The following is a 16,627-nucleotide window of genomic DNA, read 5'->3' on the forward strand; positions in this document are numbered from 1 at the left end:
TAAACGCCGCTTACGGCTCCGGCGGCGTCCTCGATGGATCGGTGCGCAACAACCACCGTCCCCACCAGAACAGGCCGAAGCCGATCGCGAACGGGACGCCGCCGACGACCAACGGGAGCATGATGATCGAGGGATCGCGCATCGCTTCGCTGAACCCCATGAACACGACCACCAGCGAGCACAGCCCGCTGCACGTCATGATCAGGATACCGACGCCGAGCAGCAGGCCGCCGAACAACCCTCTCATCGATCCCTCCTTGCGTCTTGCCGTGCCCTAGCCACGACCGCGGCGCCTTCCGCGCCCGGGCGGTAGAAAGTGTTGTAGGTGTCGAACGGAATGATCTGTTTGTTCGGCGTGACGAAATGGACGCAGCTGCGCTTCACCGTCGCCAGGTCGAAATTGTAGCGGTCGAGGAATTGCAGGATGACGACGCGGAAGCTGTTTGCATAGCCCAGCTGCTCGGGCACCAGCGCCTGCGGCAAGCAGCACAGCACGCCGGCCAGTTTCTCCTCGGTATTGCATTGCGTGGTGGCGAGGCTGAGCAGGTCGAGCACGCCCTGACGCAGCGCCGGATAGGCTTCGTAGCTGATCGTGTTGGGGCCATTGAGGATCAGCTCGCGCGGCAAGAGCGAGGTGATCGGCGTCACGCTGCGCCCGGCGCGCAGGCCGTAGCCGATGCAGATCTGGTCGGGATTGCACGGCAAGGGGATCATGTCCTCGATCCCGAACACACCCGCCTTGGCCACTTCGCGCCTGATCTGCGACAGCAGTACGCGGTTGGCCTTGGCGTCGAACCCTTCATTGCGCCCGGCATCCTGGACCGGCTGAAAGGTGACCCCGCGCACGCACGACCAGTCGAGCGCATGGTCGACGATCGCGGCGACTTCCTGATCGTTGACCCCGCGCTTCACGACCGCGACGAGCGTGGTCGACAGCCCGACGCGCTCGAGCTGCTCGAGTGCGGCCTGGCGGATGCGCGAGAGGCGCGCGCCGCGCAGGTTCATCAGCGCGTCGTCATTGAGGCTGTCGAACTGAAGATAGACTTCGAGCCGCGGCGCGTAGCTGGCCAGCCGATCGACGAATTCCGGTTCCTGCGCGATCCGCAGGCCGTTGGTGTTGATCATGACGTGGCGGATCGGGCGACGCTTCACCGCGTCGAGAATGTCGAAGAAGCGCGGGTGAAGCGTCGGCTCGCCGCCCGACAGCTGAACGAGATCCGGCTCGCCTTCGCTCTCGACCAACGCGTCGAGCATCCCTTCGATCACCTCGAGCGACAGATGCCCTCCATGCATGTCCTCGGCATCGGCGAAGCAGACCGGGCAAGCGAGGTTGCAGGCTGAATTGATCTCGACGATCGCCAGGCAGCTATGCTGTTCGTGGTCGGGGCAGAGACCACAATCGAACGGGCAGCCGGCCTCGGTCCTTGTCTGGGTATGCAAGGGGCGGTCGCCGGGCTTGAGCCAGTCCTTTTGCGAGCGCCAATAGGCCAGGTCGTCGCTGATCAGCGTCTTTTGCACGCCGTGCGTTCGGCAGCGCTTGAGGTAATAGACGCACTCATCCTCGATGATGACCTTGGCCGGCACGGTCTCGAGGCAGGTCTCGCACAGGCTCGTGGTCTGGCCGTGGAAGATATAGGGCGCCGCCTTACGGTCGGGCGGGGAGTGGAGCGGCGCGTCCGCGAGCGATCCAGAGGAGTGCATAGGCGCTGAGTCCGATCATCACGAAGTGGAACACGTTGAACGGGCCGATCAATGTTGGATAGGGCTTGAGGAACTCCCAGGCAAATCGCTGGACGGCATAGAAGAGGACGAAGGCGTGAAAGCCGTGCTCGACCGCCCAGCGGCGATGGCGGACCAGCGCGCGCCAATAAAGTGCGAGGAACAGCGCCATCGCCAGCGATTCGTAGATCTCGACCGGGTGGCGCGATACGCCGTCGCCAAGATCGACTCCCCAGGGGAGCGCGGTCGGCACACCATAAGTCTGGTCGCCTAACCCCGCGAACAGGCACCCCCAGCGGCCGACGACGATGCCGAGCGCGAGCGGGATGACGAACGGCCCACCGGTCGACCCGCGCACCCCGCGCGCCCATTTCCACAGCTCAACCGCGACGATCGCCCCCGCCAGCGCGCCGGCGATCGAATGCGAGACGACCGGGCGCGTATCGCGAAGCGTGTTGAGCGAACCCAGCAACCAGGCACCGAGCGCGCCCCCGACCGCAAGGTTGACGAAATAGCCTGGAGCAGTCTGACTCGCGAGCCCATCAACGCTGGCGCGACGGTGGCGATAGACCCACCGCGCACCAAGGAACGCCGCGACCCACGCAGCGAGATCGCCGACATAATGGTACCAAGGCGCGGTCAGGACATGGATCACGCGCATTGGGTAGCATGATCGACATAAGAGGCGAGAGAGCCAGCCCTATTTGCGGGCGCGACGACCCTCGCTATAGTTGTCTGATGGAAGACATAGTCTTCATCTCGTTGGCCGAAACTCTCATCCACCAGGTCGATGACAGGTTCGGGCGTGCGGCGGCGTGGGCAGTCGCCGTTATCATGTGCGTCCTGCCTATCGCGCTGATCGCCGGTGCGGTGGTCTGGCTGAAGGCTTAGAAGGGGGCATTACTCCCAACTGATCGCGTCGTCCGAAAACCCGTCGCGCTGCACGCGGACCACGCAAAAGCGCTGGCCGCTCGGCGCGCGCATCACCACCCAGCGCTCCAATTGCTTATCGATCGTCGCGCCGAGTTTCTGCAGACGCTCGACTTCGGCGGGAATGTCGTCGGTTTCGATATCGAGATGGATCCGGCTGTCATGCTCGACGCGCTGAATCTGCACGCTGATCTCGCCCTCCGGGGTTGCCAGCATCCGGTAATTGCCCCGCGTACCGGGATGATCGGGGTCGACCGGCCGGCCCAGCGCTTCCGCCCAGAAGTGCGCGGCGGCGTCGATATCGTCCGTGTTGCAGTCGATCAGAATGCCATTGATGCGCGATCTATGCACGACAACATCTCCAATGCGGGCATGAGGCAGGCAGACGCCTCTGCCCTATTATCGCGAGCAGTTTAGGCATGGCTGTCCGTGGTTTACAAATCAACGTCGCGAGCATCCGGATAAACGGAGCTTATCGATCTCCGCCGCTCGCCCCTATCGCATGATCGCCCGCAGCTGATCCGCCGCAGCCTTGAGCGCGGTACTATCCTGTTCGGCCTTGGCGATGGTCATCGCGCCCGTAAACAGGGCGATGACGACGTTGGCGAAAGCCTCTGGATCGGGAGCATAGAGCGCCTCCCCCGCCGCACGGTCGCGGCGGATGCGGTCGGCGATGGCGTCGCGCCAGACGCGATATTCGCTCGCCAGCGCATCGCGTAGATCGGCATCGGCCAGCGACAATTCGAGCGCGAGATTGCCGAGCGGGCAGCCCGAGACGGAGCCCTGCGCATCGAGCGCGGCGGCGACCGTGTCGAATGCCTGCAGGATGCCGGCGGCGGCGCTCGGCGCATCGCGGACCGTGGCCACCCAGGTTTCGCCCAATTCGGCCGCGACCCGCTCGCCGATCACCGCCAGCGCGAGCGCTTTCTTGGTCGGGAAATGATGATGGAGCGCTCCGCCGGTAACCCCCGCCATGCGCACCAGGTCATGCGTGCTGGTCGCGGCGAAACCCGACGACTGGAACGATCGCGCCGCAACGTCGAGCACGCGATTGCGCAACCCGATCGGATCGTTGGTGCGGATTTTCGATCTAGTCATGCCGCCCTTTCCTTTCTGCTGACCATATCGCCAGGATAGATACCGGGCAACCGGTCGGTTCGAGGCGCCACCCGACCTTTGCGAAGGATTAACTATCGGCGTCCATCATTGCCGCGACATCACGGATTAAAGGCATGTTCGAGCGCAAGATCATGTTTTCGGACAGGCAAAGGCGGCGTCCGGCACTGCCGAACGACGTGCGCCTGTCGCTCGACGAGGTCGATCGGTACGTCATCGCCGCGGCGCGCGCACGGGGGTATCCCGAAGATTTCCTGACCGACGCGGCCAGGCAGGTGCGCTTCCTGGAAGCGCGCGGCTTGCCGGGCTTCGCTTCGTTCCGGCGCGAAATGCTGGAACATGGCACCGAGACGCTGACCCAGCGCGGGCAGCTTACGCGGCCCGATGGGCAACGGGGCGGACACTGCCCGATGATCGACGCGCTACGGATCGCCGAGCGGTTCGACCGGATCGTCGCGCTGCCGCCCGGCCGCGAGGCCGATTACCCGATGCCGTCCAATCCGCTGCTCGCAATACCCGTGCTGGCCGAATGTGCCGGACGCCACGGCGTCATCATGATGACGACCTTCTACATCCACGAGCGGCCCGGGGCGTATGTGTTCGTCGACGGAGATCGCGCCGCGCTGCACGGAGCGTACCACGCGCTGTTCGAGGCCGATTCCTGGGGCATAGCGCGCTTTCCCGAGGAGACCCACGGCACGCCACCGCTGCGCGAAGCTCATATCGAGGCGATCGACTTTCCGGCGGACGCGCTGCGCGACCTGATGACGCTGATCGAAAGCCAGCCGTAACCGGCGCCGGCCGTCGCTCCGGAAGGGACGAACAGTGACAGCGGCTGCCAGGCCCTATTCCATCAACCCCAGCCCGAGCAGCAGGATCCCGAACAAGGTCAGCGTGATCGTGGCGAAGATCAGCAGCGCGAAGGTGCGCCACAGGGCCGAGAACCAATTGAGCTGATAGGCGCCGCGCAGCTGGAAGAAGATGTGTACCGGCGGCCCGAACGCGATCAGATTGCCGTAGAGCCAGGCCGGCGCGCCGATCGTCATCAGCAGCGAGATGGTCGTCGCCAGCAACATCATGAATGCCAGCGAATAGGTCACGAAGATGGCGTGATCGTAGAGCTTGAAGCGCCGCCGCCACAGGAACAGCAACGCCACGAACGGCACCGAGATCGGGATCAGCGCCCAGCTATATTTGTACGCCGAGGACTGCAGCTTGTAGAGCGCGAGTTCGGGATTCTCGTTGGCTTTGCGGATGCCCTTGTCGAGCGCGGGCCACCCGGTGCTGACGTTGTTCACCGCCTCCTTGCGGCCCTGCTCGGGACCCGCCGCGATGCTGGTGCGCGCGACCCGCAGTCCGCTGAGCGTCGCCTGATATCCGACGATATCGCCCTGATCGTCGTCATCGGCCTTGCCCTGGGCGACGCGCTGTTGCGCGCGGTCGAGCTTGGCCTGGGTGCTGGCAATCTCTCCATCCAGCTTCGCCAGTTTCTCGGCCTTGGTCGCCGGCGTTTTGTCGAAGTTGAAGTTGGTGCCGCTTTCCAGCGAATGGAAAGTCGCGAACATCAGGAAGACGAAGAACAGGAACATCGCCAGCGGCGACACGAAGCGCGCGCGCTCGCCATCGATATAGCGCCGCGTCAGCCCGCCGGGCCGCGTGACCAGCATCGGCACGGTGCGCCACACCTTGCCTTCGAAATGGAACACGCCGTGAAGGAGGTCGTGCCCGATCGAGGTCAGGGTCTTGTGGACATGCCCGTTCTGGCCACAGGCATGACAGAACGAGCCGATCAGCGCGGTGCCGCAATTGAGGCAGACGCCGTGCGCACCCTCCCCGACCCCGTGTTCGCCCGCGCTTGGTTCGACCGCACGCCCGATCAGCGCCCCGGTGGCGATATCGCCTGCTGCCGCAAATTCCCCGCTCATGGCGCGATGGATAGCATTGGCCGCAGGAAAGGCGATAGGGCTTTGGCGACCGGTTTCGGCGTGATAATCGGCCCGCCATGGAAACGACCGTCGACATCGAAATCGATCCCGTCGCGCTGATCGCGTCGATGGGCCGGCATGCGCGATCCGCGGCCCTGGTACTCGCCGGGCTGTCGAGCGCTGATAAGGCGCGCGCGCTGAACGCCATGGCGCAGGCGATCCGCGATGCCGAGCCGGACATCCTGGCCGCGAACAAGATCGACATGGCCAACGGCACTGCCGCCGGGCTGTCGGCGGCGCTGCTCGACCGGCTGAAGCTGACGCCCGAGCGCGTCGCCGCGACCGCCGACGGAGTCGCCACCGTGGCGACACTCAAGGACCCCGTCGGCGAGATAATCGACGAGATCGAGCGGCCCAACGGCCTGAAGCTCGCGCGCGTGCGCGTGCCGATCGGCGTGATCGGCATCATCTATGAAAGCCGGCCCAATGTGACCGCCGACGCTGCGGCGCTCTGCATCGGATCGGGCAATGCGGTGATCCTGCGCGGCGGGTCCGAGGCGATCGAAAGCAATCGCGCGATCCACGCGGCGCTGGTCCGCGGGCTGGAGGCCGCCGGCCTTCCCGGCGAGGCCGTGCAATTGGTGCCGGTGACCGACCGCGCCGCGGTCGGCGCGATGCTGACGGGCGAAGGCGTGATCGACATGATCGTCCCGCGCGGCGGCAAGGGACTGGTCGCGCGCGTTCAGGCAGAGGCGCGGGTGCCGGTGCTCGCGCATCTCGACGGGATCAACCACATCTATGTCCACGCCTCGGCCGATCAGGCAATGGCCGAGGACATCGTCGTCAACGCCAAGATGCGCCGCACCGGCGTGTGCGGCGCGATGGAGACGTTGCTGATCGACCGCGACTATCCCAACGCCGGCCGGCTGATCCAGAAACTGCAGGCGGCGGGGTGCGAGGTCCGCGGCGATCCGTTGCTCAAGCAATTGGTGCCCGGCGTGGTGTCGGCGGGCAGCGAGGATTGGGATACCGAATATCTCGACGCGATCGCTTCCGCGCGTTTGGTCGGTGGGGTCGACGAGGCGCTGAGCTTCATCGCCGCGCACGGTTCGCACCATACCGATGCGATCATCGCCGAGGACGCAGCCGTCGCCGAGCGCTTCCTGGCCGCGGTCGACAGCGCGATCGTGCTGTGGAACGCCTCGACCCAATTCGCCGATGGCGGCGAGTTCGGATTGGGCGCCGAGATCGGCATCGCCACGGGACGACTGCATGCGCGTGGACCCGTCGCGCTCGAAGGACTGACGACGTACAAATGGATCGGGCGAGGGACCGGACAGATCCGGCCATAAGCGGAGCGGTATCGCCAATCGCCGGTCGGACTAATCGGGCCGAGCCATCACCTCACGCGTAAGGCGGGCGGTGACGCCCCATCGGGCTGGTGGTGAAGATCTCGCAGCCGGTTTCGGTGATGCCGATCGAATGTTCGAACTGCGCCGAGAGCGAGCGGTCGCGCGTCACCGCGGTCCAACCGTCGTCGAGCATCTTCACGTCGGGGCGTCCGGCGTTGATCATCGGTTCGATGGTGAAGATCATGCCAGGCCTCAGTTCGGGGCCAGTGTCGGGCCGGCCATAATGCAGGACATCGGGCGCGTCGTGATAGACGCGGCCGACGCCATGGCCGACAAAATCCCGGACGACGCCATAGCGATGACGTTCGGCATGCTGCTGGATCGCATGTCCGATATCGCCCAGCCGATTGCCCGGTCTGGCCTGCTCGATCCCGCGCATCAGGCATTCGTAGGTGACGTCGACCAGTCGCCGCGCCTTCACCGACACGTCGCCGACCAAGTACATGCGGCTGGAATCGCCGTGCCAGCCATCGACGATCGAGGTCAGGTCGATATTGACGATATCGCCGTCCTTCAGCGTTCGCGCGCCGGGAATGCCGTGGCAAACGACATGGTTGATCGAAATGCAGCTGGTATGGGCATAGCCGCGATAGCCGATATTCGCCGGAACCGCCCCGACGGCCACGATCGCGTCATGGGCGAAGACGTCGATCGCCTCGGTGCTGACGCCAGGTTGCACTATGTCGGCAAGAGCGTCGAGCACCAACGCTGTCACCTGCCCCGCCTTGCGCATGCCGGCGAAATCCTCGGCTCCATGGAGCTTGATCGCGCCGGTGCGGCGGTCGGCGCCTTTCGACGCCGCGGCGACATAGTGGGTCATCAACGTCTCTACTGTCCAAACAGGCGCCGAAGCGCGATCGTTCGTGAGTATGACCGCGGATTGGCGGACGCAAGGTAAGGGCCAGGCGGCGGCTAACCGATCCTGACCAGCACCTTCGACTTGCAAAGGATGCGGCCGACGAGGCAACCCGCACCCTTCAGCGTATTGTGGTCGACCAGCACGATGGTGCCGGAAAACGTCCTGTTGAGATCCGGGACGAATACCTTGCCGCGCCAATTGCCCGCGGAATCCTGTCGAAAGTCGCGAAAGACCTGGGTGCCGATCAGGTCGTGCGTGCCGCCGCGCCGGGCATCCGCAATCGCCTCATCGCTCGCCCAGACGACCTTGCCGCACACCGACTCGCCGCAATGGCGGATCTCGATATGCATCGTGTCGCGAAGGTTGCGCCATGTGCCGATTGCGGCGTCCTGTTCGCCGGCATTGGCGAAGGAAAAGGTCAGCAGGCTCAGAATGACGGCCAGGATCGCGCGCGGCATCCGGTACTCCAAATTGGTTGATTGCCGCTGCGATATAATTTCGGCGGCGACATCCGCCAGAGGCCGCCCGCAAGGATGGCGCCGCTAGACCGTGCGCCGCCCCTCGCTTTGGTGTAAGCAATCACGATGGCCGACGACACCATCATCCAGACGCCCGACGGGCCGATGACCTGGGCGGAGTGGAAGAAGAAACACCCGATTCAGGTCCCATCGCGCCGCACCAAGGGCAAGGACCTGCCCAATAAGATCAAACGGCGCACCGATGACTAACGCGCGAACGCCAGACGCTTGACCGCTGCTCGATCCTGCCCAACCTAGGCGGCATGGCCAGAAAACCACGCCGCCAAGTCATCAATCTCGGCGGCTTCCCCGCGATCAAGATCGGCGCCCCCGCGCCGTTCGCCGACCTCTATTACTGGGTCATGGAGATGTCCTGGCCGATGTTCATCGGCCTGGTGTCGCTGTTGTTCCTCGTCGTCAACATCGTGTTTGGCTTGATCTACGCGGCCATGCCGGGCGCGGTCGTCAATGCCCAACCCTATTCGGTGGTCGACGGGTTCTTCTTCTCGGTCGATACGCTCGGGACGGTCGGCTATGGGGTGATGGCACCCGCGACCCGTTTCGCGCACGCCATCGCGTCGATCGAGATTCTGACGGGCCTGTTCTTCTCGGCGACGATGACCGGGCTGATCTTCGCGCGGTTCGCGCGGCCGCGGCAAAGCCTCGAATTCAGCCGCGTCGCCGTGATCGGCCGCCACCAGGGCAGCAAGGCGCTGATGGTGCGGGTGGCATCGACGCGATCGCGCGCGCTGGCCGACGCCCAGGCGCAGATGTCGTTCCTCGAGACGCATCATCTTGGCGACGGCCGCTTCTTTCGCAGTCTCGTCACGCTGCCGCTGGTCCGGGACACCAATCCGCTGCTCGGCCTGTCCTGGACATTGGTCCATCTGCTCGCCGATGACAGCCCCGTCCTGGCCGCGCTGGCAAGCGAGGACCGCTTCCTGCTGACCGTCACGATCGGCGGGGTCGACACGCTGCTCGCCGGGCCATCGCTGGGCGGGGTCCGCTATGACCGCGATCACATCCGGGCCGATCACGAATTCGTCGATATCATTTCCGAGGAGGATGGCGTCGTCCGCCTCGACATGACGTTGCTCCATGAAACGGTGCCGATCGGCTGACTGACCGGCGCGAGCCCGGGGTCGATCTGCGCGAGAATGGCCGGGGTGCCGCGCGCTCAAGCGACAAGTTTTCCGTACGGCTGACCCGCCGCCTTGAAAGAAGAGGCCTTCCGCCCTGCCTCCCGCGGTGGCACGATCGGGATCGGATCAGGCAAGGAAGCGGGTCAGCATCGGCCCGGCGAGATGGGGAAAGCGATGCGTCCTGTCGAGACTTTCGAACTCGTCCTGGCCCTCTTGGTCGGTGTCGTCGCGCTGCATTGGGCGGCGCGGCGACTGAAGCTGCCGCCATCGACTGCCTTGCTGGTGGGCGGCGGTGGGCTTGCCTTCATCCCCGGACTGCCGCCCGTGGCGCTCGATCCCGAACTGGCGCTGGTCTTGTTCCTGCCGCCATTGCTGATGGACGGTGCCTATTTCACCGCGTTCGGACGGTTCCGGCGGCATTTGCCGGGAATCCTGTCGCTCGCCATCGGGGCGATCATCTTCACCACGCTGGCGGTCGGGGTCGTCACGCATTGGCTCGTCCCCAGTCTGCCCTGGGCAGCATGTTTCGCGCTCGGCGCGATCGTGTCGCCGCCCGACGCGGTCTCGGCGCGCGCGGTGCTGCAGAACGTCAAGCTCCCGCGCCGGCTGTCGGCGCTGGTCGAGGGCGAAAGCCTGCTCAACGACGCGACCGGGCTGGTGCTGTTCCGCTTCGCCGTGGCGGCAACGTTGAGCGGCACGTTCAGCGCCGGCGCCGCGGTCACCAGTTTCTTCCTGCTCGCGCTCGGCGGGGTGGTGGTCGGGCTGGCGGTTGCGGCGGGTTGGCTGTTCGTGGTCAAGCGGCTGAAGGACCAGACGCTGATCATCATGGCCAATACCTTGATGTGCTGGGTCGCCTATATCGCCGGCGAGCGCGTTCATGTCTCCGGCGTGATCGCGACGGTGGTCGCCGGGCTGATGCTCGGCTGGTATCAGCATATCGTCTTTTCCGCTCCCGTCCGGCTGCGCGGCAGCGCCTTCTGGCAGACGATGGTGTTCGTGCTCGAGGCGATCGTCTTCATCCTGATCGGCTCGTCGTTGCGCGGGGTGCTCGATCGGGTCGGCGGGGTCGAGGCGGTCACCGCGACGATGACGATCCCGATCCTGGGCGTCATCCTGACCATCGTCGCGGCGCGCTTCGCCTGGATCTTCGCCAATGACGGCCTGCTCTCTGCCCTCCGCGCGATGGGACTGAAGCGCGCGCGGCCGCTCGGCGTGCGCCAGGCGACAGTGCTGAGCTGGACGGGCATGCGCGGCGTCGTCACGCTGGCGGTGGCGCTGTCCCTGCCCGCGGCGATGCCGGGGCGCGACCTGATGCTGGTCACTGCCTTCGCGGTGATCTTCGCCACCGTCGTCGTACAGGGGACGAGCCTGGGCTGGCTGATCCGGACGGTCGAACCCGAGGACAAGGACCCGCCGGCGAAGATGACGATGGCGGAGACCGAGGCGGCGATCGCCGGCGCTCGCAACGCGGCGGTCGAAGCCAATGCCTATGACCAGGACGGCACGCTGATCCACCCGCAATTGCTCAAGCAATCACACAAGCGGCTAGAGGCGATCCAGCGCTACGCGGCGGACGCGGATACGTTCATGGAGAATGTCCGCCCGCATTTCGACGTGATCCTGACCGCGATCGCCGCGGGCCGCGCCGAACTGATCCGCGCCCACCGCGCTGGGCTGATCGAGGACGAGGTATTGCAAGAACTCGAACGCGATCTCGACGTCGAGGAATTGGGGATCATCCTGCAGCGCGGAGAGTAGGCGGCCCGGGTAGTTGAGCAATCACTGCTAGAGCATCGCGCGGAAAAGTGGGTACCGGTTTTCCGCAAAAAGCGATGCGACGACAAATAACTAGAACGGAGCGCGTGATTCAGAAATCACGCGCGACGCTCTGGGGCAACGCGCCGAAGAGATCGTTCAACCAGCAAATGCCCTTCGACCACGGTCGACATGCATCTGATGCGACCCTGCGAGCTCGACGCTCGGAGATTGGATCGTCCGCATGAATAGCCACTCGCCCGTTACGCGCTGCGGCGTGATGTCGATCATCATATAGCCCCGCTGACTCGTGTCGGCCCATTGCAGCTCGGGATTGGCGGCGACGAAGCCCCGGGCGACACTCTTTGAGTCGGCGCGGAAACTACCCTCCAGGCCGCCCGAGGTGACGCTGTGGCCGGCGAACTCGACGCCGGCGCGCTTTCCGTCCTCGACCAGCGAATAAGCCCAGGCGTTATGACTGTCGCCCGACAGCATGACGAGATCCGCGTCCGCCTCCTGCGCCGATTTCAGCAATCGCGACCGCGCGGCGGGATAGCCGTCCCAGCGATCCATCCACATCGGCAGGCCGATCCGCGCCGCGCGAACATCGTTCTTGAAGCGGCTCACGACCTGATCGCTGGCGTCGGAGCGGAGCCAGCCGACCGCGTCGCCGGGCATCACCGTCCGGCCAAGGATCGTGCCCATGCCGACCAGCTGCCAGGCGGTCGACCGGGCGCCGGCCTTCAGCGCATGCGCCAGCCAGCTTTCCTGGGTCGACCCGAGCATGGTCGCGGAAGGATCCTGCCACACGCCGTCGCGAAACGCCTTGAGCGCGCCATCGGTATCAGGGGCGTGATAAGCGGCGGCGATATCGGCCTGTTTGGTGCGCGCCAGCAACCGCGATTCGGTGCGGTAGAGCGTTGCCAGCGTCCCGATCGGATAGGATTTCCAGGGTTCGTCGGACACCGGCATCCATTCGCGATAGACCTGCATCGCGGCGGCGCGGCGCGGGTTCCAATCGCCTTCGGTCTTCGGCTGATGGTTTTGCGCCCCGCCTTCCCAGCTGTCATTGGCGGATTCGTGATCGTCCCAGAAGGCAACCATCGGCGCCATCTGATGCAGCCGCTGCAGATCGCCATCGGCGCGATAGCAGGCATAACGCAGGCGATAATCGGCGATCGCGAGGATTTCATGATCGGGTTCCACCGCCCGGCCGGCGATAATCTTGTCCTTATAGGATGCGTTGCCGTATTCGTAGAAATAGTCGCCGACATGCATCCAGAGATCCAGGTCGGTCCGCTTGGCCGCATGGCCATAAGCGTTGAACCAGCCGACCGGCATGTTCGAGCAAGAGAACACCGCCAGTCCGAAGCGAGCGGCATCGTCCGTCGGCAAGGTCTTCGTCCGGCCGACCGGCGAGCGGCTGCCATCGGGGGCGACGAAGCGATACCAGTAAACCGTTCCCGGTTTCAGCCCGTCGACCGTGATCTTCGCCGTCCAGTCCCGATAGACGCCGGTGCGCACGCTGCGGCCAGACATCACCTTGGTGAAATCAGGATCGAGCGCGACTTCGGCATCGAGCCGAACGATGTCCTCGCCCGTCGCGGGCACGTACCGCGTCCATAGCAGCATGGAATCGGGGCCGGGCTCTCCGCTCGCCACGCTATGCGTGAACCCCTTGGCGGCGAGCAGCTGGGCGAGGCTCCGGCCCGGCGCTACCAGCAGCGCGCCCAGGCCAAAGCCGGCACCCAGAACGAGGCTACGCCTATCGATCGTCAACATCATGAAACTCCGCAAAACTGATCGATGAAATGGCGGCTCAGAAGGTGGCCTTGAACGCGACGTTCCACATCGATCCATAGATGCTGTAGAGCTGCACCCGGCTGCGGATGTTGGAATAGACGATGTCCGGCGCGTTGAAGATGTTTCGGCCGGCGATCTGCACCGCGTATTTCTTGGAGATCTTGTACGTCGCGCTGACGTTCCACAGCGTGCGGTCGGCGTGATAAAGGATACCGTTGGTGGCAGTCGTCGGCGTGTTGCTCAGCGCGCTGGTGCGGTAGGACGACTGATAATTGCCGGTCAGCTGGAAATCGATCGGACCGCGGCCATAGCGGATGCCCCAATTGGCCGAATATTTGGGCAGGTTCACGCGCACGCCATCGGGGTCGACCAGGTTGAACGATCCGCGAAGCCCGAAGCCTTTCAGCGCCCCCGGCAGGAAGGTCAGCTGCTGGTCATATTCGAACGTCACGCCGTTGGTGCTGCTCACGCCCGGCTGATTCACCGTGCTGACGAAGGTATAGCCGCTATAGTCGCTGTCGCTGTAGCCGGCGTCCTTGGGATCGATGGTGATGCCCGTCACCTGCATGTCCTTGACGTCGAGCCGATAGGCCGAAATCGCGATGATGCCCGCCGGCTCGAGATAATATTGCAGGCTGGCATAATATTTCGTCGAATGCTCGGGCTTGAGCAGCGGGTTGGGCACGGTGACGATCTGGGTCGTGTCGTTGACCGAGATGGCGCCGCCGAGATTGCCATAGTCGGGACGCAGGATCGCCTGGCTGAAGGCGAATTGCGCGACCAGATGTCGGTTGAAATCGTATTTGAGCCCGCCGCTCAGGAACCAGTCGCCATAATCGCCGGTCTTCCACAGCTGCTGGCCGTTATAATATTGATAATTCACATAATCGACGGTGCCGGCCTTGTACCCCGCGGCGAGGACATCTTTCGCCGGGCGGACTTTCGCGATCAGCGCGCCTTCGCGGGTTCCTTCATAACGCAGGCCGAGGTCGAACTTGAGTTTGTCGACCTGGCCTTGCAGCTCGACATAGCCGGAGCTGATCGTTTCGCGGACGCGATGATTGTTGAGGTAGTCGCGCTGCAAATTGCCCACGACGTCGGGCACGAAATATTCCGGATGCTGCTGATAGAGCGCCCAGGTCGCGTAATTGCTGTCGGCGCGCCAGCCCTGATCGTTGAAATTGCCGGCGTCGAAGCCGCGGATCTGGAATTGGTAATTGGTCGTCGCCGGGAGGGTCGACCCCTTGGGGCCGACATAATTGAACAGATTGTAGGACCCTTCGGTGGTCGACCATTCGTTGGTGCGGATGCCGCCGCCGGCCAGCAAGGTGGCGCGAACGGGGCCCACATCGAACTTCTTCTTGATGTCGAGATTGCCGCCATATTGACGGCCGGCGGCATTGGACTCCGCCGACCGCACGGTATTGCTGACCGGCAGCCAATTGTCGGGATTGCTCCACGACGGCCCGGCGGTCTGGGTCAGCGTATAAGCCGGGGACTCGGATGAGGCGCGATCGAGCGTGAAGCCGATCACTGAATCCTTGGTGTCGTCGCGCTGGAAGAAGCCCTTGCTGCCGTCGCGGAAATGGTATTCCGAGCTGGAATAAGCGCCGCGCAGCACGATGTCCCAGCTGTCGCCCTGATATTCCAGCTTGGGGGCGATGATCCCGGCCGGCGTGCCGGCGTAGCGATGCGAATATTGCGTGTTGACGTTGGTGTTGGCACCGTTCGGATTGACGACGATATGGGTCGGCGTCGAATCCGCGGTGGCATAGCTCTTGGCCGAGGTGCCGAACGTCAGGAAAGTGTATTGGTTGAAATATTCGACGTCGTAGAATGAGTAGGTTCCGCGCAGCGAGAAGACGAGCTTGTCGGAGAATTTATAGTCGATCGCGCCGTTCACCGCTTCGCGGTGCGTGAACTTCGGCCCGGGGCGCCACATCACCTGATAGGGCAGGACCGTACCGTCCTTCAGGTAGGACCAATCGGTCTGGACGCGATCCTGCTCAACATAATTGGCGTTGTAGCTGCCGCTGAGCGCGACCCCGAGACGACCATTGAGGAAGACGTCGGCGAAGGAAACCTGCGCGGACGGAAAGATCGTCGCATGCTTCTTGTCGTCCGGCATGTACCGCGCGGCGAATTGGGAATCGGACGTGCCGATCGCCCCGATTTGCAGCTGCAACAGGCGCTTCTTGCGCTGGAAGGCATATTTGCTGACCAGGTTGATCGAGCCCCCCGGGGCGTCGGCGTCCATCCCGGCGGTCAGCGTGTTGTTGAGTTCGATCCGCGAGATGCCGGTGATCGACATCTGCTCGAACGAATTCTGGCGGCCGGCATTGTTGTTCGAGGTGGCGGTCGCCATGCGGGCGCCGTCGGTCGTGAACAGCGAGTATTTGGGATCGAGGCCGCCAATACGCACGGCATTGGTATCGACTTCGACATAGTCGAGCGAGATGCCGGGCATGTTCTTCAGGAATTCGCCGACATCGCCCATCGTCAGCGCGCCGAAATTGTCCGCGTCGACCGCATTCATGGCATTCGGTGCGGAACGGCGCTTCATCAGCGCGGCGGCTTCGCCGGAGCGCACGCCCACGACCGTGATATCCTGGCTGCCCTCGTTCCCGGCATTGAGCGACTGCGGCCGCATCGCGATGTCGACCGACGCCGGCTTGCCGGCGGCGATGTTGGTGGTGGTCCTGATGTCCTGCAAACCGGCATAGCGCACCACGATCGTGACCTCGCCGTTCGGGACGTCGGTGATGCGGAAGCCGCCGTCATCGTCGGTATAGGTGACGATATCGGTGCCTTCGACGCGTATCTCGGCATTATGCAGATACTGGCCGGTCGCCGTGTTGAGCACACGACCGCGGATCACGCCGTTCCCGACGCTACGTCCCTTGCCATTGTCGGACGCACGGTTCGACCGCAGCGTGATGGTCTGCCCATCGTCGCCGACGATCCGGAGCGGTGTTCCCGCGATCAGGCGGCGCAGTGCTTCGCGCGTATCCATCGTGCCCTTGATCGCCGGCGTACTGACACCGGCCAGGTCTCGCGCGGAGGCCACGATCTGGATCTGGCCCTGGCGGGCAAGCTCCGGGATCGCCTTCACCGCAGCCTGCGCGGGGATGTCGAAGCTGCGGCCCTGCGCATAAGCGGGCGCCGACACGACACTGGCGGCGATGGCGCTGCCGCACAGAATGGTATGACGCGAAAACATCTTCTTCCCCCTTTTGCATGCGACGATCGTCGCCCTGTTGGGGACTGAGAGCCTTGGGCTGACCGCTTCCGCCACCGGACGGAGGAAAATTTTGGAAGCGCCACCCGCGCGACGGACTGTCACATATTCAGGCTAGCGGAGGTTCGAATCGACACGGCGCGGTCTGGTTCCACCATGTGGATCGCGGGCGGTCCCGGGGTGCCCATTTCCCTTGCCTACGGATACCAG

General features: G+C 64.4%; 16 protein-coding genes. 6 read left to right on the forward strand and 10 right to left on the reverse strand.

The annotated features are described in order from the left end of the window. Nucleotides 1-10: 10 nt before the first annotated feature. The 3 genes from AC1DSD_RS17815 to AC1DSD_RS17825 are packed head-to-tail and all read right to left on the reverse strand — an operon-like array spanning nucleotide 11 to nucleotide 2,380. Nucleotides 11-247 carry a hypothetical protein gene (locus tag AC1DSD_RS17815; RefSeq protein ID WP_478031963.1) on the reverse strand — a complete coding sequence of 79 codons (237 nt, stop codon included), beginning with the start codon at nucleotides 245-247 and terminating at the stop codon, nucleotides 11-13. After that, nucleotides 244-1,701: a radical SAM protein gene (locus AC1DSD_RS17820; protein WP_478031964.1), complete on the reverse strand. Its 1,458-nt coding sequence runs from the start codon at nucleotides 1,699-1,701 to the stop codon at nucleotides 244-246. The genes AC1DSD_RS17815 and AC1DSD_RS17820 overlap by 4 nt, the downstream gene beginning before the upstream one ends. After that, nucleotides 1,646-2,380: a prolipoprotein diacylglyceryl transferase family protein gene (locus AC1DSD_RS17825; RefSeq protein ID WP_478031965.1), complete on the reverse strand. Its 735-nt coding sequence runs from the start codon at nucleotides 2,378-2,380 to the stop codon at nucleotides 1,646-1,648. The genes AC1DSD_RS17820 and AC1DSD_RS17825 overlap by 56 nt, the downstream gene beginning before the upstream one ends. Before the next feature lie 77 nt (nucleotides 2,381-2,457). On the opposite strand from AC1DSD_RS17825, the gene AC1DSD_RS17830 reads away from it, so the two are divergent. Continuing rightward, complete coding sequence (locus AC1DSD_RS17830) at nucleotides 2,458-2,610, forward strand: hypothetical protein (protein ID WP_478031966.1); 153 nt, start codon at nucleotides 2,458-2,460, stop codon at nucleotides 2,608-2,610. Between the two features lie 9 nt (nucleotides 2,611-2,619). Here AC1DSD_RS17830 and AC1DSD_RS17835 read toward each other — a convergent pair whose 3' ends face one another. After that, nucleotides 2,620-3,000 carry a VOC family protein gene (locus AC1DSD_RS17835; protein WP_478031968.1) on the reverse strand — a complete coding sequence of 127 codons (381 nt, stop codon included), beginning with the start codon at nucleotides 2,998-3,000 and terminating at the stop codon, nucleotides 2,620-2,622. 144 nt (nucleotides 3,001-3,144) lie between these two features. After that, complete coding sequence (locus tag AC1DSD_RS17840; protein ID WP_478031969.1) at nucleotides 3,145-3,747, reverse strand: LmrA/YxaF family transcription factor; 603 nt, start codon at nucleotides 3,745-3,747, stop codon at nucleotides 3,145-3,147. A 134-nt stretch (nucleotides 3,748-3,881) separates the two neighbouring features. Between AC1DSD_RS17840 and AC1DSD_RS17845 the strand changes: the two genes are divergently transcribed. Further along, the gene (locus tag AC1DSD_RS17845) at nucleotides 3,882-4,556 is read left to right on the forward strand and encodes a hypothetical protein (RefSeq protein WP_478031971.1); all 675 of its coding nucleotides are present in this window, start codon (nucleotides 3,882-3,884) and stop codon (nucleotides 4,554-4,556) included. Between the two features lie 54 nt (nucleotides 4,557-4,610). Here AC1DSD_RS17845 and AC1DSD_RS17850 read toward each other — a convergent pair whose 3' ends face one another. Continuing rightward, a complete protein-coding gene (locus AC1DSD_RS17850) occupies nucleotides 4,611-5,690 on the reverse strand; it encodes a DUF3667 domain-containing protein (protein WP_478031973.1) in 1,080 nt (359 codons plus the stop codon). Nucleotides 5,691-5,767: 77 nt separating this feature from the next. Here AC1DSD_RS17850 and AC1DSD_RS17855 point away from each other — a divergent pair, with 77 nt between their 5' ends. Then, nucleotides 5,768-7,042: a glutamate-5-semialdehyde dehydrogenase gene (locus AC1DSD_RS17855; protein WP_478031974.1), complete on the forward strand. Its 1,275-nt coding sequence runs from the start codon at nucleotides 5,768-5,770 to the stop codon at nucleotides 7,040-7,042. Nucleotides 7,043-7,094: 52 nt separating this feature from the next. On the opposite strand, the gene map is transcribed toward AC1DSD_RS17855, so the two are convergent. Both map and AC1DSD_RS17865 read right to left on the reverse strand, forming a co-directional pair. After that, nucleotides 7,095-7,922, reverse strand: a complete 828-nt coding sequence (map, locus tag AC1DSD_RS17860) for a type I methionyl aminopeptidase (RefSeq protein ID WP_478031976.1) — start codon at nucleotides 7,920-7,922, stop codon at nucleotides 7,095-7,097. A gap of 92 nt (nucleotides 7,923-8,014) precedes the next feature. After that, nucleotides 8,015-8,419 (reverse strand): DUF2147 domain-containing protein, encoded by a 405-nt coding sequence (locus AC1DSD_RS17865; RefSeq protein WP_478031977.1) that lies wholly within the window; start codon nucleotides 8,417-8,419, stop codon nucleotides 8,015-8,017. Between the two features lie 126 nt (nucleotides 8,420-8,545). Between AC1DSD_RS17865 and AC1DSD_RS17870 the strand changes: the two genes are divergently transcribed. The 3 genes from AC1DSD_RS17870 (at nucleotide 8,546) to AC1DSD_RS17880 (ending at nucleotide 11,379) form a co-directional block, all read left to right on the forward strand. Further along, nucleotides 8,546-8,689 (forward strand): hypothetical protein, encoded by a 144-nt coding sequence (locus tag AC1DSD_RS17870; RefSeq protein ID WP_169804917.1) that lies wholly within the window; start codon nucleotides 8,546-8,548, stop codon nucleotides 8,687-8,689. Nucleotides 8,690-8,742: 53 nt separating this feature from the next. Then, the gene (locus AC1DSD_RS17875) at nucleotides 8,743-9,600 is read left to right on the forward strand and encodes an ion channel (protein ID WP_478031978.1); all 858 of its coding nucleotides are present in this window, start codon (nucleotides 8,743-8,745) and stop codon (nucleotides 9,598-9,600) included. 195 nt (nucleotides 9,601-9,795) lie between these two features. Then, nucleotides 9,796-11,379 (forward strand): Na+/H+ antiporter, encoded by a 1,584-nt coding sequence (locus tag AC1DSD_RS17880; RefSeq protein ID WP_478031979.1) that lies wholly within the window; start codon nucleotides 9,796-9,798, stop codon nucleotides 11,377-11,379. Between the two features lie 156 nt (nucleotides 11,380-11,535). On the opposite strand, the gene AC1DSD_RS17885 is transcribed toward AC1DSD_RS17880, so the two are convergent. Together AC1DSD_RS17885 and AC1DSD_RS17890 are read right to left on the reverse strand one after the other, a co-directional pair. Next, complete coding sequence (locus AC1DSD_RS17885; RefSeq protein WP_478031980.1) at nucleotides 11,536-13,161, reverse strand: alkaline phosphatase D family protein; 1,626 nt, start codon at nucleotides 13,159-13,161, stop codon at nucleotides 11,536-11,538. Nucleotides 13,162-13,195: 34 nt separating this feature from the next. Next, nucleotides 13,196-16,399: a TonB-dependent receptor gene (locus tag AC1DSD_RS17890; RefSeq protein WP_478031982.1), complete on the reverse strand. Its 3,204-nt coding sequence runs from the start codon at nucleotides 16,397-16,399 to the stop codon at nucleotides 13,196-13,198. Nucleotides 16,400-16,627: the final 228 nt, after the last annotated feature.

It is taken from the genome of Sphingomonas sp. P4_D12 (assembly GCF_056401895.1).

Coding starts and splice junctions, on each gene's coding strand:
- AC1DSD_RS17815 (WP_478031963.1), bottom strand. CDS start 247: ATGAGAGGGTTGTTCGGCGGCCTGCTGCTCGGCGTCGGTATCCTGATC.
- AC1DSD_RS17820 (WP_478031964.1), bottom strand. CDS start 1,701: ATGCACTCCTCTGGATCGCTCGCGGACGCGCCGCTCCACTCCCCGCCC.
- AC1DSD_RS17825 (WP_478031965.1), bottom strand. CDS start 2,380: ATGCGCGTGATCCATGTCCTGACCGCGCCTTGGTACCATTATGTCGGC.
- AC1DSD_RS17830 (WP_478031966.1), top strand. CDS start 2,458: ATGGAAGACATAGTCTTCATCTCGTTGGCCGAAACTCTCATCCACCAG.
- AC1DSD_RS17840 (WP_478031969.1), bottom strand. CDS start 3,747: ATGACTAGATCGAAAATCCGCACCAACGATCCGATCGGGTTGCGCAAT.
- AC1DSD_RS17845 (WP_478031971.1), top strand. CDS start 3,882: ATGTTCGAGCGCAAGATCATGTTTTCGGACAGGCAAAGGCGGCGTCCG.
- AC1DSD_RS17850 (WP_478031973.1), bottom strand. CDS start 5,690: ATGAGCGGGGAATTTGCGGCAGCAGGCGATATCGCCACCGGGGCGCTG.
- AC1DSD_RS17855 (WP_478031974.1), top strand. CDS start 5,768: ATGGAAACGACCGTCGACATCGAAATCGATCCCGTCGCGCTGATCGCG.
- map (WP_478031976.1), bottom strand. CDS start 7,922: ATGACCCACTATGTCGCCGCGGCGTCGAAAGGCGCCGACCGCCGCACC.
- AC1DSD_RS17865 (WP_478031977.1), bottom strand. CDS start 8,419: ATGCCGCGCGCGATCCTGGCCGTCATTCTGAGCCTGCTGACCTTTTCC.
- AC1DSD_RS17870 (WP_169804917.1), top strand. CDS start 8,546: ATGGCCGACGACACCATCATCCAGACGCCCGACGGGCCGATGACCTGG.
- AC1DSD_RS17875 (WP_478031978.1), top strand. CDS start 8,743: ATGGCCAGAAAACCACGCCGCCAAGTCATCAATCTCGGCGGCTTCCCC.
- AC1DSD_RS17880 (WP_478031979.1), top strand. CDS start 9,796: ATGCGTCCTGTCGAGACTTTCGAACTCGTCCTGGCCCTCTTGGTCGGT.
- AC1DSD_RS17885 (WP_478031980.1), bottom strand. CDS start 13,161: ATGATGTTGACGATCGATAGGCGTAGCCTCGTTCTGGGTGCCGGCTTT.
- AC1DSD_RS17890 (WP_478031982.1), bottom strand. CDS start 16,399: ATGTTTTCGCGTCATACCATTCTGTGCGGCAGCGCCATCGCCGCCAGT.